Origin of the sequence: Hymenobacter sp. CRA2, from assembly GCF_002007105.1 — a bacterium.
Lineage (GTDB): Bacteria > Bacteroidota > Bacteroidia > Cytophagales > Hymenobacteraceae > Solirubrum.
Window position 1 is genome coordinate 101,773 of record NZ_MVBC01000007.1, and the last position, 19,058, is coordinate 120,830.

Genomic DNA, 19,058 nt, shown 5'->3' on the forward strand with positions numbered 1-19,058 from the left:
GGACAAAACAGGTCGGGTAAGTTACGGGACTGGCGCCGCAGAACCTACGGGCCGCGCCGGCCTCATCGGCCCGCCGCGACGCTTCGTCCTGACCAGCCGACGCTTCGGCAACGGCAAGTGGCGGCCAGGGGAGCATGGCGGCCACCTTTGGAGCATTCCAAACGCCCCAGCCATGAACCGTCCGCTACTTCTCGCCCTGCCGCTGCTGCTCGCCTCCACCAGCGTCGTCGTTGCCCAAACCACGCTCAGCGGCACCGTGCGCGACGCGGCCGGCCAGCCGCTGCCCGGCGCCAATGTGTTCCTGAAAACCACCTTCGACGGCGCCACCACCGACTCGCTCGGCCGCTTCCGCTTCAGTACCCGCCAGACGGGCACGCTGCCGCTGCTGGTCACGCTGCTGGGCTACCAGCCCCAGGAGCAGCCCGCCGTGCTCGACGGGCAGATTCACCGCCTTGCCCTCACGCTGAAGGAAGTGCGCAACCAGCTCGGCGACGTGACCATTACGGCCGGCTCCTTCGAGGCCAGCGACGAAAAGCGCAGCACGGTGCTCACCACCCGCGACGTGCAAACCACCGCCGGGGCGCTGGCCGACGTAAGCGGGGCACTGAATACCTTGCCGGGCACCTCGCGGGTAGGAGAGGAGGGCAAGCTGTTCGTGCGCGGCGGGGCGGCCGGCGAAACCCGGCAGTACCTCGACGGCCTGCCCCTGCAAAGCCCCTATAACGCGTCGGTGGCCGGCGTTCCTTCGCGCGGGCGCTTCTCGCCGAATTTGTTCAAGGGCACCGTGTTCAGCACCGGCGGCTACTCGGCCGAGTACGGGCAGGCGCTGTCGGCGGTGGTGGGGCTGAACTCCTACGACCTGGCGCCCGAAACGCAGACCGGCATTTCGCTCTTGTCGGTGGGGCTGAGTCTTTCGCACCAGCAGCGCTTCGAGCGCAGCTCGGTGGCCATGACGGGCGACTACACGAACCTACAACCTTATTACCGCTTAGTGCCCCAGCGCTGGGGCTGGACCACGGCCCCGCAGTCGGCGGGCGGCTCGGTGGCCGTGCGGCAGCGCGTAGGCGAGCTGGGCATGCTGAAAGTGTACGGCGCCGTCACCCGCTCGCGCTTTGCCCTGCGCCAGCCCGACCCGGCTTTCGACGGCGGCCGGCCCGTGGCCCTTGGCAACAACAACGAATACCTGAACGCCACTTTCCGCAGCCCGTTGCGGCGCGGCTGGAGCCTGCAGACGGGCCTGGCCGGCACCCGCGACGAGCAGGAAATCCGCCCCGACGTGCAGCGCGTGCACGAGCTGGAGCAGAGCCTGGTAGGCCGCGTGGTGCTCACCAACGACTCGGCCAGCACTTACTGGAACCTAAAGCTCGGCGCCGAGGGCTTGGCCCAACGCTTCCGGCAGCAGTACCAGTCCAACACGGAAGGTGCCGCCCCGGAGCTGCGCTCGGGCTTCGACGAAACCCGTGCCGCCGCCTTCGCCGAATCCGACATTGCTTTCAGCAACAAGCTGGTGGCCCGCGCCGGTGCTCGTGCCGAATACTCGCGGGTGCTGGGCCGCTGGAACGCTGCCCCGCGCCTGGCCCTAGCTTATCAGTTCCGTGAAGGCTCGCAGCTGTCGGGCGCCTGGGGCTACTTCTACCAGACGCCGGCCAACGATTTGCTGCGCTTCGGACAGTATAACCCCGCGCTGCGCTTCGAGCGGGCCACGCACTACCTCGTCAGCTATCAGCGCGTGAAAAATGAGCGCACGCTGCGCTTGGAAGCCTACTACAAAGACTACGCCCGCCTCGTGCGCTACGCGCCGCTGGCCCTGACCGGCAACGTGCTACTGCCCTTCAGCCCAAGCAGCTATCAGAGCACCGGCCAGGGCTACGCCCGCGGCGTGGACCTGTTCTGGCGCGACAAAAAGACGGTAAAAGGCCTCGACTACTGGGTGAGCTACGGCTTGGTGGACACGCGCCGGCAGCAGCGCCAAGACCCGGTGCTGGCCGTGCCCACCTTCGCCTCGCGCCACAATCTCTCGGTAGTCGGCAAGTACTGGATTCAGCCGCTGCACACGCTGCTGGGCGCTACCTACAGCTACGGCTCGCCGCGCGCCTACTACGACCCCAACCAGCCCGGCTACAACCAGGCCCGCACGCCCAACTACCAGGACCTGAGCCTGAACCTGAGCTACGTGACGAGCATCCGCCGCAACCTGACCATCGTGCACGTTTCCTGCTCCAACGTGCTGGGCCGCAACAACGTGTTCGGCTACCGCTACGCCGCTACGCCCGACGCCAGCGGCCACTACCAGGGCACGGCCGTGACGCCCGCCGCACCGCGCATGCTGTTTGTGGGCCTGCTCATCTCCATCAACAAAAAGCGCCCCGCCGACACCGAAACCGCACCGGAGTAGCGGTGAACTGGTAAGATGGTGAAAATAGTGAGTTGGCAGAACGGCTCCATGAATCACCCAACTCTTCCAGCTCACCCCAAAGCTTGATGCGCATTCTCTTTTCGGAGAGAGGCAGCCGGTAAGGCGAAACCGCAGAACAATTCGGCCCTGCGCGCCAACGCTTCATCCGCCCCATCCGACGCTTGGGCAACCCAAAGTTTCGGCCCGGAAAGCCGGCCCCCACTTTTGAATCACCAGCGCGGCAAACGCCCGCCGCCTTCTTCCAAACCTCAACCTCCAACCGCCTCAATCACCATGAAAACGTCCCTGCTCTTCTTCGCCCTGCTCGCCGCTTCGCTGACTCCCGCTGCCGCGCAGACTCAACCCAAAACTACCGCCGCGCAAGCCGCCCCCGCCGGCTACCACGACATGCTCGCGGCCACCATCCAGGACATCATGAGCACCGGCGACGCGGTGCAGCTGAAGGAGCTGGCCAGCAAGATGGAGCGCGCCGCCGCCGTGGCCCCGCAGGACTGGCTGCCGCGCTACTACCAGAGCTACGCCTTGCTCATTGCCACCTTTCAGAGCAAGGAAGACGGCGACGTGAAGGATAAGCAGCTCGACCAGGCTGAAACCGCCCTGCAGCAGGCCCGCAAGCTTGGGGGCGACAAATCGGAGCTGCTGGTGCTGCAGGCCTACATCTACCAGGCCCGCCTGAGCATTTCGCCCATGATGCGCTCCATGCAGTTGTCGCCGAAGGTCAACGAGGCGCTGGCCGCGGCCAAAGAGTTGAACCCGGGTAACCCACGCATCTACCTGGTGCAGGCCAACAACCTGTACTTCACGCCCAAGATGTTCGGAGGCGGAGCCGAGGCCGCCAAGCCCGTGTACGACGAAGCCAAAGCCCGCTACGCCGCCTTCCGGCCTGCTACGCCGCTCGCCCCCAGCTGGGGCGAGCGGCAGCTGATGGGCCGCCTGAAGCAGTACGAAACGGCCGCCAGCACCCAGGCCTCGAAGTAACCACCGCCGCTGCCCGGCTGGCCTGCCCCAGCGCAGGAGCGGCCGGGCAGCGGCGTAGAACAGCATATCCGCGCTTATCTTGCCCTGCCCAATGCCCGCCGCCCACGCCGTTTTTGCTCCCGCCATGCCCGCCGACCGCTCCACCCAGATTCCCCCGGTACGCCGCTGGTCGCTCCAGAACCGGCGGCGCTGGCTGCGGCTGCTGCTGTCCGTGCTGGTTCTGTCGGTATTCACCAGCATCAGCACCTGCCCCCGGTGCTGGCAAGGCGACGGCGAGGCCATGCTGGTCAACTTCGTCATGAACTTTACCTACTCGATGGGCCTGTGGCTGAGCAACGGCTACTCTGTCGACTGGCTCGACGGCTACGTGTCGTGGCGGGAGGAGCCGATCCGGCGCCTGCTGCTCACCTTGCTCATTTCCATCGGCGGCTCGCTGCTGGTGGTGCTGCTCATCAACTTCGGCTTTCTGGTGCTCTACCTGGGCCGCCCGGTGGAGATACTGTGGTCGGCGGCTATCTGGCCGCGCTACGTGTTTCCGCTGTTCATGGCCATGCTGATTTCGCTGGTGCTGCACAGCCGTTCCTTCCTGCTGAGCTGGCGCGAGGCGCTGGTGAAAAACGAGCGGCTGCAGAAGGAAATGGCCCAGGCCGAGGCCGAAACCCTGCGCCAGCAGCTCGATCCGCACTTCATGTTCAACGCCCTGAACGCGCTGACCTCGCTGGTGGAAGAAGAGCCGAAAGTGGCCGTGCGCTTCATTCGCCAACTTTCGCTGGTGTACCGCTACGTGCTCGACGCCCGCGGCCGCGACGTGGTGCCGCTGCACGACGAGCTGGCCTTCGCCGAGTCCTACCTTTTCCTGCAGCGCATCCGCTACGGCGAGGCTCTGGCCGTGACCATGCCCGACGCCACCGCCGTACCCGCCGACGCCGTGGTGCCGCCGCTGAGCTTGCAGCTGCTCATCGAAAACGCCCTGAAGCACAACGTAGCCACCGCCAGCCAGCCCCTGCAATTGCGCATCGAGCTGGACGAAGCGGGCCGCCGCCTGCGCGTGGTGAACACGCTGCGCCCGCGCCGGGTAGCGCCGGGCGAGTCCACGTGTATCGGGCTGCCCAACCTGCAGGGCCGCTACCGCCACCTCACCGCCGAGCCGGTGCAGGTGGAGCGCGACGCCGCGGAGTTCAGCGTGACGCTGCCCGTGCTGGCGCTGAGTGGTGAGTTGGTGGGGTAGTGAAATGGTGAGCATCGTTCTATTTGCGCAAGCTGCGCGGCCCCGCACCTCCTAAATATCAACTCACCATTTCACCGCCCATGACCGCCTTTGTAGTTGAAGACGAGCCGCTGGCCGCCCGCCGCCTCACCGACCTGCTGCGCCGCCAGGAGCCGCCCGTGCAGGTGCTGGCCACCGCCGATTCGGTGGAGGCCGCCGTGACTCTGCTGCAAACGGCTGCCGCACCGCCCGACGTGCTCTTCCTCGACATTCACCTGGCCGATGGGCTGAGCTTCGAGCTGTTTGAGCGGGTGCAGGTGCGCTGCCCGGTCATCTTCACCACCGCCTACGACCAATATGCGCTGCGCGCTTTCAAGGTCAACAGCGTGGATTATTTGCTCAAGCCCATCGACGAGGAGGAACTGCAGGCGGCTCTGCGCAAGCTGCGCACCATGCGCGCCGCCGCGCCGGCTGCTGCCCCGCCCGCCTTCGATTCCGCGCTGCTGGCGCAGATGCTGCAGCAACTGCAGCCGCAGCAAAATCAGTACAAGAAGCAGTTTGTGGTGAAAGTGGGGGAGCACCTGAAAGTGGTGCCCGTGGAGCAGGTGAGTTATTTCTTCAGCCTGGAAAAAGCCACCTTCGTGCAGACGCGCGAAAACCGCCGCTTCGTGCTCGACCAAACACTGGAGCAGCTGGAGAAGCTGCTCGATCCGCAGCAATTTTTCCGCCTCAACCGCGCCTACCTCGTGCACCACGAGGCCATTCAGGACATTATTCACTACACCAACTCGCGCCTGAAAACCACCCTGCAGCCCGCCAGCCCCGAAGGCGACGTGCTCGTCAGCCGCGAGCGGGTACCGGCCTTCCGCGCCTGGCTGGACCGCTGAGCAGGCCTAATAGTGCCGGAGCACGAGCGGCCCCACCCGAAGGCATGCTGCCAACCCCCACGACAGGGGCGCGTACTGCCTGCAACAACTCCGTTGCTTATGCCCACGCCCGAACTCGTTGCCCTGCAGGATACGCTCACGCGTGCCGACTCGCCCGAAACTGTCCTGAACGAGGCGCTGGCCCTCATTGGCCCGCACGTGGGGGCCGACCGCTGCTTTCTGTACGTACGCGACCCGGCGCGGGGGCGCGGCCGCATTGCCCTGCTCTGGCGCCTCGACGAGGCCGTGCCCGATCCGCGCCACCCGTGGCAGGACGATACCGGCGCGCTGCCCACCGAAGACCCGCTGTTTCGGGCCGCCCTGGCCGCTGAGCCCACAGTGTATGTCGACGATGTGGACGCTGCCGGGCCGGAGGTGCTCAACCGCGACTTCGAGCGCCGCACCTTCGGGCACCGGGCGTTGGTGCATGCGCCCATCCTCGATGCGGACAGACAGCTCTGGGGTATTCTGCAGCCCTGCGTCTTTGGCCACCCGCACCACTGGACGGCCGGCCAGCGCGAGTACCTGGAAGCCGCCTTGCCGCTGCTGCTGCCGGTGGTACAGGCCTATATGCAAGGCCAGGCGGTGGAATAAGGCCCCGCTGCAAAAGTTTAGCTCTTTCTACACCGGCAGGCGCCTTCGCGAGGTAACTTGTGGAGTTGTTGCCGCCATGCAAGTTCGTATGCACCTTGCATTGGTCGGCAACATATTCCAGCCCCAAGCCTTCTGAGCCATGGCCAAGCACTTTACCGAATTAGAAGCCGCCCACCGGGCCTTTATCGAGCAGCAGAAAGTCTTCTTCGTGGGCACGGCCGCCCCGGAAGGCCGGGTCAACGTTTCGCCCAAAGGCCAGGACACGTTGCGGGTGCTCGACAGCCGGCGGGTGGCTTGGCTGAACCTGACGGGCAGTGGCAACGAAACGGCCGCCCACCTGCTCGAACAAAATCGCATGACGCTGATGTTTTGCGCTTTCGAGGGCAAGCCCAACATTCTGCGGCTGTACGGTACGGCGGTAATTTTTCATCCGCGCGACGCCGAATGGGCGGAGCTGATGGCGCTGTTTCCGCCGCTGCCCGGTGCCCGGCAAATCTTCGTCATGGACCTCGACCTGGTCACGACTTCCTGCGGCATGGCCGTTCCGCTGATGGATTTTCGGAGCGAGCGGGACGAGCTAAACCACTCCTTGGAAAAGAAGGGCCCGGCGAAGGTGCAGGAATACTGGGAGCAGCGCAATGCCCTGAGCCTGGACGGCAAACCCACCGGCATTTAGCCGCCATGCGGCCAGCCGCCGGTGCGGCACCCCATTAACTATTAATTCTGCGCCCCGCCGTCCAGCTCGCGCTGCAAGGCTTCGTAGAACAGGCCCACGTGGTAGCCGTCGGCCAGGCCGTGGTGCACGTGAATGCTCACCGGTAACAGCAGTTGCGCGCCCTGCCGGCGGTAGCGGCCCACCGAAATTTTGGGGATGCTGTCGGGGTGGGGGAAGTGGCGGGCGTGGCTGAGGCTGGTGAAGGCCACCCACGGCAGGGCCGAGAAGTGCACCACGTCGAGGCGGGCGGAGTCGCCGCCGAGGCGCAGGCCGGTGCTGGCGCGCACCGCGTCCATTTCCCGTTGCAGGCCCGGCCCGAAGTCCGCCAGCGAAGCCGTATAGGGCACGAAACTGAAGGCAAACGTATGGTCGGGGCGGGTGAGCGTAGCCGAGGCGTGCACCTCGTCGAAGCAGACTACCTGCCCGTCCTCCACGCGGTAGCGCAGGGCCTCCACCGCATTGGCGGCGCGCAGCACCGCGTGCAGGTACAGCTGAAAAAACGATACGTTCAGCGTCTTGGCCCGCTCGTAGGCGCGTGCCGCGTCGAGTTCGGCCACCAGCCCAAAAAATGGCTCGGCGAAGCCCGAAAAAAAGGCGAAATGCTCGCGCCGATTCCAGGTAGATAGGTCGAGTAAATGTTTCATGGGGCACAAAGTTCGGTAACTTTGCCGGGCTGCCGCTGCACTAATCCACGTCCGCGCAGCAGCTTTGCTCTTTGCTATGTCCCTTCCCAAGCTGGTGGCCTTCGATGCCGACGACACGCTGTGGCCCAATCAGCCGCACTACGACGCCGCCGAAGCCCGTCTCTACGAGTTACTTACCCATTACGCCGACGCCGCTACATTGGGCCAGCGCTTTTTTGAAGTGCAGCGCCACAACCTACCCCTGCTCGGCTACGGCGCCAAATCCTTTATGCTCTCGATGGTCGAGACGGTAATCCAGCTGACCGACGGAGCCGTGAGCGGCCGCGAAATCCAGCAGATTCTCGACCACGGCAAGCGCTTGCTGGACTTCCACATCGAGCCCTTGCCGCACGTAGTGGACGTGCTCAGCACGCTGCAGGCGCACGGCCTGCCGCTGATGCTGCTCACCAAGGGCGACCTGTTCGACCAGGAAAGCAAGCTGGCCCGTTCCGGCCTCGACGCCTACTTCGAGCACGTGGAAATCGTGAGCGAGAAAAACGAGGCCTCGTATCAGCGCATCCTCGCGCGCTACCAGGTGGCGCCGGCGGAGTTTGTCATGATCGGCAACTCCCTTAAGTCGGATATTCTGCCGGTGGCGCGGCTGGGGGCGCGGGCCGTGCACGTGCCCTACCACACCACCTGGATCATGGAAGAAGTGCCCGCCGAGCAACTGCAGGGCGTGGCCTTCGAGCAGGTGGCGTCGCTGGCCGAAGTCCCGGCCTTGCTGTGCTAACCAGAAACTCCTTTACGCCCCTCTTTCCGGGCGCCCCCACGCGGGGTTTATAGCTTTCTATGTCCCTATCTACCCCTCGCAAGCGGGCTTATTTCGCCAATCTGGACGGCCTGCGCGGTTTGTTTTTCATCTTAGTGTTCATTGCCCACGGCTGCAGCTACCAAGCGCCGGAGCTGGAAAAGCATTGGGTGAAGCCGCTCGTGCAATTTGGCTCGGTGCACAACCCGTCGCTGGTCATGGCCTTTTTCTTCGTGATGAGCAGCTTTATCATCACGTTGCTGCTGCTGCGCGAGCGGGCGCACACGGGCCGCATCGGCGTCGGGGCGTTTTACCTGCGCCGGCTGCTGCGCATCTGGCCGCTGTATTACGCGGTGCTGTTCGTGGGCTTCTGCGCGTTTCCCTGGCTGAGTCGTTTCGGCTCCCATCCGTACCAGGAAGCGGCGGCGCTGTGGCCCTACGTGTTGTTTCTGCAAAATATCGACCACTTGAGCCCCGCGCCCACCTTTTTCGGGCTCGGTCCGCTCTGGTCGCTGGCCATTGAGGAGCAGTTCTACCTAGTGTGGCCCGTGCTGCTGGCGCTGCTACCGGTGCGCGCCTACCTACCCGCCATGCTGGCCATCCTGGCCGCGTCGATTGGCTGGCAATGGGCGCACCCGGCCACTGGCTACCACACGTTTACGTGCACCTCCGATCTGGCCGTGGGGGGGCTGGCCGCCCTGGGCGTGTTCTACGCCGAGCAGGTGCGTCACCCGTGGGCCCGCCGCTGGCTGCTGGCTGTGCGGCAGCTGCCCCGCTGGGGCGTAGCGCTGCTCTGGATTGCGGCCGTTTACCTGTACCGCCACGGCCTGCAGGCCCTGCCCACGCTGCAGCCCCTGGAGCGTCCGCTCATCGACGCGGTGGCGGTGCTGGTGCTGCTGGAGCAGAACTACGGGCGGCACTCGCTCTTCAAGCTGGGCCGGCGCAAGATGCTGCGCCGCCTGGGGCAGCTGGCTTACGGCCTGTACCTGCTGCACGGTATTGCCATCGTGGCCATGTACGGGGTGTACCGCCTGTTCGGCCTACGCAAAGACGTTTGGGACATGATCTGGTGGATTCCCGTGTGGTCCTTCGGCCTGACCGTCGTTGCCGCTTACGTCAGCTTCTGGTACTTCGAGCTACCATTCCTGCGGCTGTACGGCAGGTTGATGCCCGCCGTGCTGCCCCCGCCGGTAGCTGCCGAGGAACCCACAAACGCTGCCGCGCCAGCAGCCGTGGCGTAGCGTCTGGGCCCGCCGGCAGCTCAGCCTTCCAGCCAGCTTTTGACGGCGGTGGCCTTCTCGCGACTCACGATGACCTCGTCGGCGGGGGCGGGCTGCAGGTCCAGCTTTAGCTTGCCGTTGAACCACGGGTGCAGGCGGTGCACGGCCGGTAGCTGGGCAATGAACTGGCGGTTGAGCCGGAAAAACTGCCGCCCGTCCAGCAACTGCTCCAGCTGCTCGAGGGTGTAGTCGACGAGGTAGCGCTGCCCGGCCAGCGTGACGAGCGTCACGGTTTCGTTGCGGCTCTGAAACCAGGCAATATCGGCAGCCTGCACGGGCAGCAGCTGCTCGCCTTGTCGCACCAGAAAGCGGGATTTGGGGGCCGCAGCCGCACCGGTCGGCACGTTGAGCAGGTTTTGCAGCCGTTGGGCCACCTCCGAGGCGGCCAGCGCCGGGCTGTGCCACTGGCGCAGCTTCTGCAGCGCGGTTTGCAGCTCGGCCAGCTTGATGGGCTTGAGCAGGTAGTCCACGCTGTGCGTTCTAAAAGCCTGCAGGGCGTACTGGTCGTAGGCGGTGGTGAAGATGACAGGCGTGGTCACCACCAGCTGGTCGAACACATCTAGGCTGATGCCGTCGGCGAGGTGAATATCGGCCAGGATAAGCTGCGGCTCGGGGTGGGTGCGCAGCCATTCCACGGCGCCGGCCACGGTATCGAGGTGGGCCACCACGGTAGCTTCGGGCGCCGCCTGGGCCAGCAGGCGCTGCAGACGCTCGGCGGCCGGGTATTCGTCTTCGAGGAGCAGGACGTTCATGGCAGGGGACGGACAAACACAGGGCAAAGACAATACGCCGGGCTGAAAGTAGCATCTTTGGACTCCACCCTTGGCTGTTGCACGTGTCACTTGAGGTATTAACTTTTCCGGGCTGGGGCAGCTCCGATTCTGAGCACTGGCAAACCCAGTGGGAGCAGCACTACGGCTACCGGCGCATCGTGCCCGGCAGCTGGGACGAGCCCGACCGCGCCGACTGGCTGCACACCCTGGAATGCGCTGTGGCTGCTGCAGGGCCGAACGTGGTGCTGGCCGCGCACAGCCTGGCATGCCTGGCCGTGGCGCACTGGGCCGGCGCCACCAGCCTGCGCGTGGCCGGCGCCCTGCTGGTCGCGCCGCCCGATGCCGACCGGCCCGACTTTCCGGCGGTGCTGCGGGGTTTTGGCCCGATGCCGCGCCGGCGGCTGCCGTTTCCGACCATGGTGGTCGGCAGCACCACCGACGAGTACATCAGCCTGGAGCGGGCCCGGCAGCTGGCGCAGGATTGGGGCAGCCGTTTCGTGAACATGGGGCCTCACGGTCACCTCAACTCAGCCTCCGGGCTCGGTCTGTGGCCCGAAGGCCACGCCCTGTTGCAAACGCTGACAAACCCAGCCCCTTCCTAGGTTGTGCCTGAAAAGTCGTTTTGGGCTTATTGAGCGTCTTGCTGAGCGGAGCATCTTTACTGCTTCGTTGCGCCTCACCCCCGGCCCCTCTCCGAAAAGGAGAGGGGGAGCCAGATGGAGCATGACCGTTTTCGAGTTTTCAGACACAGCTTGGCTAGCCCGCCGTCGGCACAGCAGCCGCAGCCCCGAGCAGCGGCAGGCGCACCGTAAACGTGGCCGGCTCGTCGTGAATCTGCACGGGCTGCCGCGCGGCCAGCAGGGCGTACCGCTCCCGGATGTTGCGCAGGCCCAGGCCGGTGCTCGGCCCGAGGCTGGTGGTGCGGGCGCGGCGCGGGTTCTGCACCGTCAGCCAGCCCTCCGCTGCCGTTACGCGCACCCGTAGCGGGTGCCGGCGCGAGGCTTCGTTGTGCTTGAGCGCGTTTTCGATCAGCAGCTGCACGCTCAGCGGGGCTACCTGCTCGTCGAGCAGCGCCCCGGGTACTTCCACGCTCACCTGCAGATTGTCGCGTAGGCGAGCTTTCTGCAGCGCCACATACGCCTCCACGAAGGCCAGTTCCTCGCGCAGCGGCACGGTGAGCCGCTCGCGGCTCAGCAGCACGTAGCGGTACACGTCGGCGAGCTGCTCCACAAATTGCTGGGCCGGGGCGTTGTCGGGCTCCACCAGGGCGGCCAGGGTGTTGAGCGAGTTGAAGAGAAAGTGCGGGTCGAGCTGCTGCTGCAGGGCCTGTAGCTCGGCCCGTTGGCTGGCGCTTTGCAGCTGCTCGGCCCGGCGCACGTTTTCGGCCCAGCGCAGAAAGAACATCCGGCTTTCGTACACCAGCATCACAATGCTGGTGGGCACTAGGTTGAACTTGATCTGCTCGGCCAGGTACCGCGGCGTGAACGAGAAATACTGCGGCAGAAACAGTTGCAGCAGCGCCACAATGGCGACGGTGGCCACGCTGGTATAGAGCAGGCAGGCTGGCACCAGCAGCCACAGCCGGCGCGAGGTGTGCTCCACCCGCGGAAAACGCTGCACCAGCAGCGCCCAAATGCTGCGCACGCCCAGCCACAGCACGGCCGTAAACAGGGCAGAAATGCCCCAGCTCACGACAAAATTCGCCACTGACTCCTGGTACCACCCATTCAGCAGCACAATCAGCAGGCTCAGCAGCGGAATGCCCAGCAGGCGTAGGCGACGGTCGTCCATGGCAAATGAGAAGTACTGAGGCTGACGTAGGGCGCCTGCGCCGGGGAGTGTGGCTGACAGAAGTCAGCTGCCGGGCCGAAGCAGCGCAAAATACGTCCACGCCAGAGTAATATAGGCTGCGGCCCGCAGCGGAAGGTAGGAGCATAGCGGCCGGACAATAAGGTGCCCCGCCAGCAACCAGGCCCCGAACCTACAGCAGCGGCAGGCCCTGCATGGCGTGCCAGTACAGCCAGGCCACAGCGGCTACGTACAGCGCCGCGAACAGGACCACGCCCAATGTCTGCACGGCGGCCCGGCGCGTGACGTAGCGCTCCAGCAGCCAGCCGACCAGCGGCAGCGCCTGCAAGGCGTGCAGACCCAGGAAGTGCGCGGCGCGCAGGTCGCCGTGGCGGGTGCTCCAGCCCAGCACGGGCAGGCCTGCACCCCCGTCGGCGGCGCCCACGGTGTGGGCCATGCGCCCGGCCATCACGCCGCCCACGGCGCTGCCCACCAGAAACAGAATCAGGCCCAGCCGGATGCCCCATACCCAGGCCGCCGAGCCAAAAGGCCGCCGGCGAAACACCAGCACAATGGCCCACACGATGGCGGCCGAATTGAGCATGATGAACACGCCCATGATCTGAAACAGCACAGCGTCGAAGACCGAATCGATGTTGAAGTGCGAGGTAGTGCCCCGGGCTGCCTGCAGCACGATGCAGGCCATTTCGACTACCAGCGACAGCGCCACCAGCCGGCCAATACGGCGGGCGCTGCGCTGGTCCTGGGCAGGCACGTCGGCCAGCAGCCAGGCCAGCGTCCAGAGGTAAATCAGCCCCGAGGCACTGAACTTCGCGGGCTTGATCCACACGTTCAGGCCCGTTACCACGCGGTCATCTACCAGCCACAGGGCCAGGGCCAGCACCAGCAACGCCACGTGCAGCCAACCGGTCCAGGCCAGCGCGGGCTGGCAGCCGTGAATGATGCGCAGCCAGGCCGGGCGCCAGCTAGCCAGGGCCTGAGGACGAGAAGGCAGGGTAAGGGTAAGAGCAGCAGTTTTCATAGTCGGCAAGGGTAGAAGAATAGATTCCGAAGTAGGAGCAGGTACTTAAGCCGGGATTGCCGGCGCGCCGGGCGCGGGCGTCGGCCGCAGCTGGCGCAGGGCAGCGTACAGCAGCAGCCCAATGGGCCCAACCAAGAACGTGAGCACCAGCGCGGGCAGCAGCAGAATGTGCGGCAGGCCGCGGCGTTCGGCGTCGCGCACTTCCCAGATGCCCACGCACAGATCGAAGCAGAGGTAGTGGGCCCAGCCGGCCGTGAGAGCCCACGGGTCACGAAACAGCGCGGCCACCTCGGCCAGGGAGCTGAAGCTGCCTTCGGTGGCGTGGGGACTGAGGTAGTGCACCACCAGCAGAGCGGCGTAGGTGGCGGCGAGCAGCAGGGGCCAGGCACCGCTGCGGATGAGGCGGCGCGTCAGCCCCCAGCGCGGGGCCACGGCCAGCAGCAGCCAGGCGGGCAGCACGGCCGTGTTGGCCAGCGAAAACACGAGTTCGGGCGTGAGCATCGGGGGTAGAAGTAAGGTTCGGCTCAAAACTACGCGGCGGGGCGGGGCAGCCGTAGCCCAAGCCGGGTGAACCGCCGGCAGGGGCGGGTGAACCGGGAGGCGGACCGGGTGAACCGCTGGCTGACCGAGGCGCTACAACTTCCTGCCCGGCACCGCGTAGCTTTGCGGCGTGAACTGCTTCGTCCGGAAAGCCTCCGTCTGCGTGGCGGCCGCTGCGCTGCTGCCCGTGGCCGCAGCCGCCCTGCCACCTCCCGATTCCAGCCTCGTGCGGCAGACGCACCGGCGCGTCGTGTTTCAGTTCGACCAGCGGTACTCCCTGCTGCAGGGCGCACTGGTGGGCATCAACGGCGTGAAGCTGGGCGTGGAGTGGCGCGGCCGCTTGCGCACGGGTGTGGGCTTGTACTTTCTCAGCAGCGCCGTGCCCACCCGCGAAACGCCGCCCGTCTTCGTGCCGCCCGGCGCCGAGGACAAGGTGCGCTTCCGCTACGCGGCGCTCTACGGCGAGTACGTGCTCATCGGCAACCCGCGCTGGGAGCTGAGCACGCCCGTGCAGGCCGGGGTGGGGCGCTACTACACCCGTTACCAGTACCCCGACGGCACGGTGTACCACTCGCCCCGCCGCACCATCTGGCTGATCGAGCCCACGGTGGGCGGGCACATGCGCGTGTTTCGCTGGGTGGGCATCGGGGGCGGGGTAGGGTACCGCCAGGCCCTGCTCACCGCCGATAAGCTCGAAGACGACATCAGCGGCGTGATTTTCTACGGCCGCGTCAAGCTCTTCCTCGGCGACCTGTACAAAGTAGTGCGGGGTCGCGAGCGGCTGTTTTCGCAGCGGGGCCTGCACCGCCGCGACTGGCCGGCCCGGTAGCCTGCGGGCCGTACGCCGGTCCGAAATGCGCAAATGTTGGCTACGACCCAGTTGACGGTGAATTCATAGAAAGCAAAAAACGGCCGCTCCTGACGTCAGGAGCGGCCGTTTTTGATCGGTGCCCGGGTACCTTAATCGGCGTACTGCAGCTGCAGCGCCTCGCCCACCTGCTCGGCCGGAATGGCAAAGCCGATGCCCTCGATGCCGCGCCCCACCAGCTTGGCGTTGACGATGCCTACCAGTTCGCCGGAGCGGGCCACCAGGGCGCCGCCGGAGTTGCCGGGGTTGATGCTCACATCGGTTTGCAGGATGGTGTGGCCCTCCACCTTGCGGCGGCCGCTGATGATGCCCTTGGTGATGGTCTGGCCCAGCTCCTTGTCGGCGGGCGTGCCGATGGCAAACACGTCGGTGCCCAGGTCGGCGGCGCCGGCCGTGGGCAGCAGGAAGGGCGTGAGGCCGTCCACGTCCACTTTCAGCAGCGCCAGGTCCATTTCGGGGTTGGTGCGCACCACTTTAGCTTTGGCCTCCAGCCCGTCGGGCAGGTTTACTTTCACTTCCTCCTGCTCGCCCACCACGTGGAAGTTGGTCACGATGTAGCCGTCAGCGGAGATGATGCAGCCGCTGCCGTGGCCGCCGGCGGTTTCCACCGTCACCACGCGGCGCGCGGCCGCCCCGATTTCGTTGCCGTTGGCGGCTGGCTTCAGCGCGGTGCGGTGCAGCACGATGGGCGCCTGCTTTTCCTCGGGGGCGTCGCCGGCCGGTTTGGCCAGGGCCGTGGTTACCTGCTTGCTACCCACGAAGGCATATAGCGCGTTTTCGAAGGCGTCTTCGAAGGCTGCCGAGCCGCCCTTCTCAAACTTGAGCGCGTCGCCGGTGGTCTTCTGCTCGAAGACGGTTTGGCGGTTGCGGTTCAGCAGCTTCCAGGTCACTTCCACCGAGCAGCGCGTTTCGTAGCGGGCCAGGGCCTCGTAGGGGCTGGAGGCGCGGACATCGAGGTGCACGGTGCGCATCTCGCCCTGCAGGGTGTAGCGCGTGTTGGCCCCGGTCGAAAACAGGCTCTTGGCTTCCGTGGCCGGCACGGCGTAGCCCAGGTCCTTAAGCGAGCTGTTCACGGTTTGCTTCAGGTGGTCCGAGTCCACGTCCAGCGACTTGCCGAAGTACAGCGTTTCGGTCTCGCCCTTGTGAACGGAGGCGGTGCCCATTTTGTCGCCGCCCTTGAGGTGCACGTTCAGCACCGTGCACTGCACCGTCTGGCTCCCGGCTACCTGGGTAGGCTTGCGCACCAGCTGCGCCCCGATGGTCTTCTTGTTCAGGCGCTTGTGCGAGCCGGTGGCCAGATCGATCAGATAGGGCGCAAACCCCAGAACCAGCCCCGTGCCGTGCAGGTCGATGTCGTTGGCCTGGGTGTAGAGGGGGGCGGCCAGGGCGCCCAGGCTGAGGTACACCGTGGAGTTCCACTTGTCGGGGTAGAGCATTTCCACGTGGTCCTTGTAGCCCTCGTGCTTCACGCGCACCTCCGAGTTCTTGTTGCGTCGCAGCCGGATCTTCACCTCGCCGGGGTTGCCGGCAATGGGGCGGGTCTTCACCTCCTTGTCGTTCACTAAAATGGTGCTGCCCGCCGGCTGGCCCACCACCTTCACCGTTTGCCACGGCGTGGAGAGAATGGTGGCGCAGCTGGGCAGCAACGTGGAGCTGATGAGCAGGCCGCTGATAACTAGGGTAGAGCGTTTTGTCATAGGGTAAACACAGGAGGAGAAGGACTGAATTGTCGGGATTAAGCCCGTAGGCAAAACCCGTCCAAGGTAAGCACAATTCGCAGGGCCGTGGTACTGAAAGCAGGCCGGGAGAAGGATTTTTTTGGGGCCAGCAAAAACATCGCCCCGGGCGGAGTCACCGGTTCCTGGCGAACCAATGGCCTCCGCCCGGGGCGGTCCGGGATGCGCCTGCGGGGCGCGGTAAAGAGGACCTTACGGCTTGGTAACGGTGACGCCCGTCGAGGAGCGCAGCCGGCGCATCACGTAGTAGCGGTCGGTGTCGTGCGCGGTGGTTTTGGTTGGGGTGGGGCGGTCGGGCTGGTACACCTGCACCAGTTCCCAGCCCAGGGAGCCCAGGTAGTTGAGGGCACTGATGGGCGTGGCAAATACCTGGAGCTTACCCACTTCCAGTTTCGATAGCTCGGGGCCGCCCAGCTTCTCGCGGCCGTAGCCAAAGTCGGCGTACACGTTGCTGCTGCCGGTCACGTGCACTTCGCAGTACTCATAGCGGCTGGCCTCGGGAGTGGACTGGGGCTGGGACCGGTTGTTCTGGGCCTGCGCACCGGCCGCTGCAGTTAGCAGAAAGAGGAATGCGAATAGCCAGGTTTGTAGCGTGCGGGTCATGGGGATGGAGAAGAAAAGGGGGAACGTGAAACGTAGCGAATAAACGCAAAAGCCCGCTATACGCTATCTGTAGGCCGGAAAGACGAGGTCTGGGCAGTGGCTTGTCGGGCGACTGGCACAGCGACTCAGTTACAAGTATGATGTGGCACAGGGCTTTAGCTCGTCAGTCGCAGCCGTACCGCACCGCGTCCAAAAACACACAAGCCGGCTGCGCGAGGCGCAGCCGGCTTGGGCAGGCAGACCACCGGGGCCCGCCACACGGAGTTAGTTGATGTACTTCAGGTGCAGCGCCTGCAGCACCTGCGGGGCCGGAATAGCAAAGCCCAGGCCTTCAATGCCGCGGCCCATCAGCTTGGCGTTGATGACGCCCAGCAGGTTGCCGGTGCGGTTCACCAGGGCCCCGCCCGAGTTGCCAGGGTTGATGCTCACGTCGGTCTGGATAAAGCTGCGGCCTTCCACCTTGCGCTGGGCGCTGATGATGCCCTTGGTCACGGTCTGGCCCAGGTCGCGGTCGGCGGGCGTGCCGATGGCAAACACGTCGGTGCCCAGGTCCACGCCGCCTTCTTCCACCAGGCGCAGCGGCTGCAGCGGCTTGCCGGCCTTCACCTTCAGCAGGGCCAGGTCCATGGTTTCGTTTACGCGTACGATGTCGGCCTTGAGGCTGTCACCGCTCTGCAGCACCACGCGCACTTCGTTGGCCCCGTCCACCACGTGGAAGTTGGTCACGATGTAGCCGTCGGCCGAGAGGATGCAGCCGCTGCCGTGCCCATCGGTGGTTTCCACCGTCACCACGCCCTTGGCCGCGCGGCTGATGTCGTTGCTTTCCTGCGTGCTCGTCACGGGGCGGGCCAGGCTGATTTCCTTTTCCTCCTCCGTGTCCACCGTCGTTTTCGGGGCCGATTTGCTCAGCAGCTCGTAGGGCTTCTTGTTGTAGAGGAAGGCGTAGAACGCGTTTTCAAAGGAGTCTTCGAAAGCCGCCGAGCCGCCCTTCTCAAACTTGTCGGCGTTGCCCGTGGTCTTTTGCTCGAATACGACCTCCTTTTTGCGGTTGAGCAGCTTCCAGTTGACGGTGGTTTCGCAGCGGGTAAAGTACTTGGCGTACGCCTCGTAGCGGTGCGTGGCCACCACGTCGTAGCGGATGTTCTGCAGCTCGCCCACCACGGTGTACTTCGCCGAGGTGCCGGCCGAAAATAGGCTCTTGGCTTCCGTATCGGGCACCGAGAAGCCAGCTTCCTTCAGGGCGCTGTTCACGTTTTCCTTCAGGTGGTTGGCGTCGGTGTCCAGCGACTTGCCGTAGTACAGGATTTCCTCCGGGCTGTTCTTGACGTAGAAGTTGCCCAGTTTGTCGCCGCCCTTGAAGCGCACCGTCACGCCGCTGCATGCCACGGGCAGGCTGCCGTCAATCTTGTTCGGCAGCTTGATCATCGGGGCGTTGACCTCGCTCTTGTTGAGGCGGTACACCGCGCCGGTGCCCATGTCCACCAGGTACGGAATCAGCAGGGTCGGAATGCTGGCAATTAGGTCGAGGATGGCCAACGGGTTGGTCTTATCCGGGTACAGAATTTCCGTGTGGTCCTTGTAGCCCTCGGCCTTCAGCGTGATTTCCGAGGTCTTCTTGCGCGACAGGCGCACCCTCGGCGGCGTGGTGTTGCTGTTCTTGGCCGGCGTGCTGTTGACGTAGACTACTGTGCCCGCCGGCGCGCCCGTGATGTGCACCGTTTGCTTGGGTGTGGAAATGATGGTGGCGCAGCTTTGCAGCAGCATCGAGCTGATCAGCAGGCTGCCCACCGCTGGGGTAAAAAGTTTTTTCATGCAGACTGGAAAGGGTGGTAAAAGAAGCAGCCGACAGAAGTCAAAATGAATAAAAATGAGCCCCGAACGGACTGGTGTAATCAGGGTAAAGTAACCGCTAAATTCTTGAATAATTCTATACTGCTAGATAAAATTAAATAACGTGTTTGTCCGCTCTGGTCGGCGGGCTAAAGTCGTTTCTGCATCCGCACAGTTCGGCAACGCGGCCAGAATCGAAGCCAGTCCGCGGCTTGGCTACTGACTGATTAGCAGTAAGGTGCGTGGCGGTTCGACAAGGCCAATGAATTGACGGTAGCCGCCAGCGCACAGGCTGAGGCCCAAACGATGGCGGCTAACGATAAGCGAA

General features: G+C 65.0%; 18 protein-coding genes. 10 read left to right on the plus strand and 8 right to left on the minus strand.

Annotation, left to right across the window (positions count from 1 at the left end; all coding sequences use genetic code 11):
• Positions 1 to 172 precede the first annotated feature (172 nt).
• The 6 genes from B0919_RS12580 (at position 173) to B0919_RS12605 (ending at position 6,797) form a co-directional block, all read left to right on the plus strand.
• A complete protein-coding gene (locus B0919_RS12580) occupies positions 173 to 2,395 on the plus strand; it encodes a TonB-dependent receptor (protein ID WP_078012610.1) in 2,223 nt (740 codons plus the stop codon).
• Between the two features lie 294 nt (positions 2,396 to 2,689).
• Complete coding sequence (locus tag B0919_RS12585) at positions 2,690 to 3,394, plus strand: hypothetical protein (protein ID WP_078012611.1); 705 nt, start codon at positions 2,690 to 2,692, stop codon at positions 3,392 to 3,394.
• A 91-nt stretch (positions 3,395 to 3,485) separates the two neighbouring features.
• Complete coding sequence (locus B0919_RS12590; protein ID WP_078012612.1) at positions 3,486 to 4,622, plus strand: sensor histidine kinase; 1,137 nt, start codon at positions 3,486 to 3,488, stop codon at positions 4,620 to 4,622.
• Positions 4,623 to 4,702: 80 nt separating this feature from the next.
• On the plus strand, positions 4,703 to 5,488 hold the full coding sequence (locus B0919_RS12595; RefSeq protein ID WP_078012613.1) for a LytR/AlgR family response regulator transcription factor: 786 nt from the start codon (positions 4,703 to 4,705) through the stop codon (positions 5,486 to 5,488).
• Between the two features lie 99 nt (positions 5,489 to 5,587).
• Positions 5,588 to 6,121: a GAF domain-containing protein gene (locus B0919_RS12600; protein WP_078012614.1), complete on the plus strand. Its 534-nt coding sequence runs from the start codon at positions 5,588 to 5,590 to the stop codon at positions 6,119 to 6,121.
• Positions 6,122 to 6,260: 139 nt separating this feature from the next.
• Complete coding sequence (locus tag B0919_RS12605; protein ID WP_078012615.1) at positions 6,261 to 6,797, plus strand: pyridoxamine 5'-phosphate oxidase family protein; 537 nt, start codon at positions 6,261 to 6,263, stop codon at positions 6,795 to 6,797.
• A gap of 41 nt (positions 6,798 to 6,838) precedes the next feature.
• Here B0919_RS12605 and B0919_RS12610 read toward each other — a convergent pair whose 3' ends face one another.
• Positions 6,839 to 7,480, minus strand: coding sequence for a chloramphenicol acetyltransferase (locus B0919_RS12610; RefSeq protein WP_078012616.1), 642 nt, complete (start codon positions 7,478 to 7,480; stop codon positions 6,839 to 6,841).
• A 76-nt stretch (positions 7,481 to 7,556) separates the two neighbouring features.
• Here B0919_RS12610 and B0919_RS12615 point away from each other — a divergent pair, with 76 nt between their 5' ends.
• Both B0919_RS12615 and B0919_RS12620 read left to right on the plus strand, forming a co-directional pair.
• Entirely contained in the window at positions 7,557 to 8,252 is a 696-nt protein-coding gene (locus B0919_RS12615) for an HAD family hydrolase (RefSeq protein ID WP_078012617.1), read from the plus strand.
• A 59-nt stretch (positions 8,253 to 8,311) separates the two neighbouring features.
• The gene (locus B0919_RS12620; protein WP_078012618.1) at positions 8,312 to 9,511 is read left to right on the plus strand and encodes an acyltransferase family protein; all 1,200 of its coding nucleotides are present in this window, start codon (positions 8,312 to 8,314) and stop codon (positions 9,509 to 9,511) included.
• Between the two features lie 20 nt (positions 9,512 to 9,531).
• Here B0919_RS12620 and B0919_RS12625 read toward each other — a convergent pair whose 3' ends face one another.
• A complete protein-coding gene (locus tag B0919_RS12625) occupies positions 9,532 to 10,302 on the minus strand; it encodes a LytR/AlgR family response regulator transcription factor (protein ID WP_078012619.1) in 771 nt (256 codons plus the stop codon).
• An 83-nt stretch (positions 10,303 to 10,385) separates the two neighbouring features.
• Here B0919_RS12625 and B0919_RS12630 point away from each other — a divergent pair, with 83 nt between their 5' ends.
• Entirely contained in the window at positions 10,386 to 10,925 is a 540-nt protein-coding gene (locus B0919_RS12630) for an alpha/beta hydrolase (RefSeq protein WP_254846573.1), read from the plus strand.
• Positions 10,926 to 11,079: 154 nt separating this feature from the next.
• Here the strand turns inward: B0919_RS12630 and B0919_RS12635 are convergent, their stop codons facing one another.
• From B0919_RS12635 to B0919_RS12645, 3 genes are all read right to left on the minus strand, one after another.
• Positions 11,080 to 12,114 carry a sensor histidine kinase gene (locus B0919_RS12635; RefSeq protein ID WP_078012621.1) on the minus strand — a complete coding sequence of 345 codons (1,035 nt, stop codon included), beginning with the start codon at positions 12,112 to 12,114 and terminating at the stop codon, positions 11,080 to 11,082.
• A gap of 190 nt (positions 12,115 to 12,304) precedes the next feature.
• A complete protein-coding gene (locus B0919_RS12640) occupies positions 12,305 to 13,153 on the minus strand; it encodes a hypothetical protein (RefSeq protein WP_078012622.1) in 849 nt (282 codons plus the stop codon).
• A 45-nt stretch (positions 13,154 to 13,198) separates the two neighbouring features.
• A complete protein-coding gene (locus tag B0919_RS12645) occupies positions 13,199 to 13,654 on the minus strand; it encodes an ABA4-like family protein (RefSeq protein ID WP_078012623.1) in 456 nt (151 codons plus the stop codon).
• Positions 13,655 to 13,823: 169 nt separating this feature from the next.
• Between B0919_RS12645 and B0919_RS12650 the strand changes: the two genes are divergently transcribed.
• A complete protein-coding gene (locus tag B0919_RS12650) occupies positions 13,824 to 14,522 on the plus strand; it encodes a hypothetical protein (protein WP_078012624.1) in 699 nt (232 codons plus the stop codon).
• 131 nt (positions 14,523 to 14,653) lie between these two features.
• On the opposite strand, the gene B0919_RS12655 is transcribed toward B0919_RS12650, so the two are convergent.
• The 3 genes from B0919_RS12655 to B0919_RS12665 form a co-directional block, all read right to left on the minus strand.
• On the minus strand, positions 14,654 to 16,258 hold the full coding sequence (locus B0919_RS12655) for a S1C family serine protease (protein WP_078012625.1): 1,605 nt from the start codon (positions 16,256 to 16,258) through the stop codon (positions 14,654 to 14,656).
• Between the two features lie 231 nt (positions 16,259 to 16,489).
• Entirely contained in the window at positions 16,490 to 16,900 is a 411-nt protein-coding gene (locus tag B0919_RS12660; protein ID WP_078012626.1) for a hypothetical protein, read from the minus strand.
• A gap of 264 nt (positions 16,901 to 17,164) precedes the next feature.
• The gene (locus tag B0919_RS12665) at positions 17,165 to 18,712 is read right to left on the minus strand and encodes a S1C family serine protease (RefSeq protein ID WP_078012627.1); all 1,548 of its coding nucleotides are present in this window, start codon (positions 18,710 to 18,712) and stop codon (positions 17,165 to 17,167) included.
• Between the last annotated feature and the right edge of the window lie 346 nt (positions 18,713 to 19,058).

Bases quoted from the DNA above. Each gene is read 5' to 3' on its own strand.
- B0919_RS12580 (WP_078012610.1), top strand. From the start codon at position 173: ATGAACCGTCCGCTACTTCTCGCCCTGCCGCTGCTGCTCGCCTCCACC.
- B0919_RS12585 (WP_078012611.1), top strand. From the start codon at position 2,690: ATGAAAACGTCCCTGCTCTTCTTCGCCCTGCTCGCCGCTTCGCTGACT.
- B0919_RS12590 (WP_078012612.1), top strand. From the start codon at position 3,486: ATGCCCGCCGCCCACGCCGTTTTTGCTCCCGCCATGCCCGCCGACCGC.
- B0919_RS12595 (WP_078012613.1), top strand. From the start codon at position 4,703: ATGACCGCCTTTGTAGTTGAAGACGAGCCGCTGGCCGCCCGCCGCCTC.
- B0919_RS12600 (WP_078012614.1), top strand. From the start codon at position 5,588: ATGCCCACGCCCGAACTCGTTGCCCTGCAGGATACGCTCACGCGTGCC.
- B0919_RS12605 (WP_078012615.1), top strand. From the start codon at position 6,261: ATGGCCAAGCACTTTACCGAATTAGAAGCCGCCCACCGGGCCTTTATC.
- B0919_RS12610 (WP_078012616.1), bottom strand. From the start codon at position 7,480: ATGAAACATTTACTCGACCTATCTACCTGGAATCGGCGCGAGCATTTC.
- B0919_RS12615 (WP_078012617.1), top strand. From the start codon at position 7,557: ATGTCCCTTCCCAAGCTGGTGGCCTTCGATGCCGACGACACGCTGTGG.
- B0919_RS12620 (WP_078012618.1), top strand. From the start codon at position 8,312: ATGTCCCTATCTACCCCTCGCAAGCGGGCTTATTTCGCCAATCTGGAC.
- B0919_RS12625 (WP_078012619.1), bottom strand. From the start codon at position 10,302: ATGAACGTCCTGCTCCTCGAAGACGAATACCCGGCCGCCGAGCGTCTG.
- B0919_RS12635 (WP_078012621.1), bottom strand. From the start codon at position 12,114: ATGGACGACCGTCGCCTACGCCTGCTGGGCATTCCGCTGCTGAGCCTG.
- B0919_RS12640 (WP_078012622.1), bottom strand. From the start codon at position 13,153: ATGAAAACTGCTGCTCTTACCCTTACCCTGCCTTCTCGTCCTCAGGCC.
- B0919_RS12645 (WP_078012623.1), bottom strand. From the start codon at position 13,654: ATGCTCACGCCCGAACTCGTGTTTTCGCTGGCCAACACGGCCGTGCTG.
- B0919_RS12655 (WP_078012625.1), bottom strand. From the start codon at position 16,258: ATGACAAAACGCTCTACCCTAGTTATCAGCGGCCTGCTCATCAGCTCC.
- B0919_RS12660 (WP_078012626.1), bottom strand. From the start codon at position 16,900: ATGACCCGCACGCTACAAACCTGGCTATTCGCATTCCTCTTTCTGCTA.
- B0919_RS12665 (WP_078012627.1), bottom strand. From the start codon at position 18,712: ATGAAAAAACTTTTTACCCCAGCGGTGGGCAGCCTGCTGATCAGCTCG.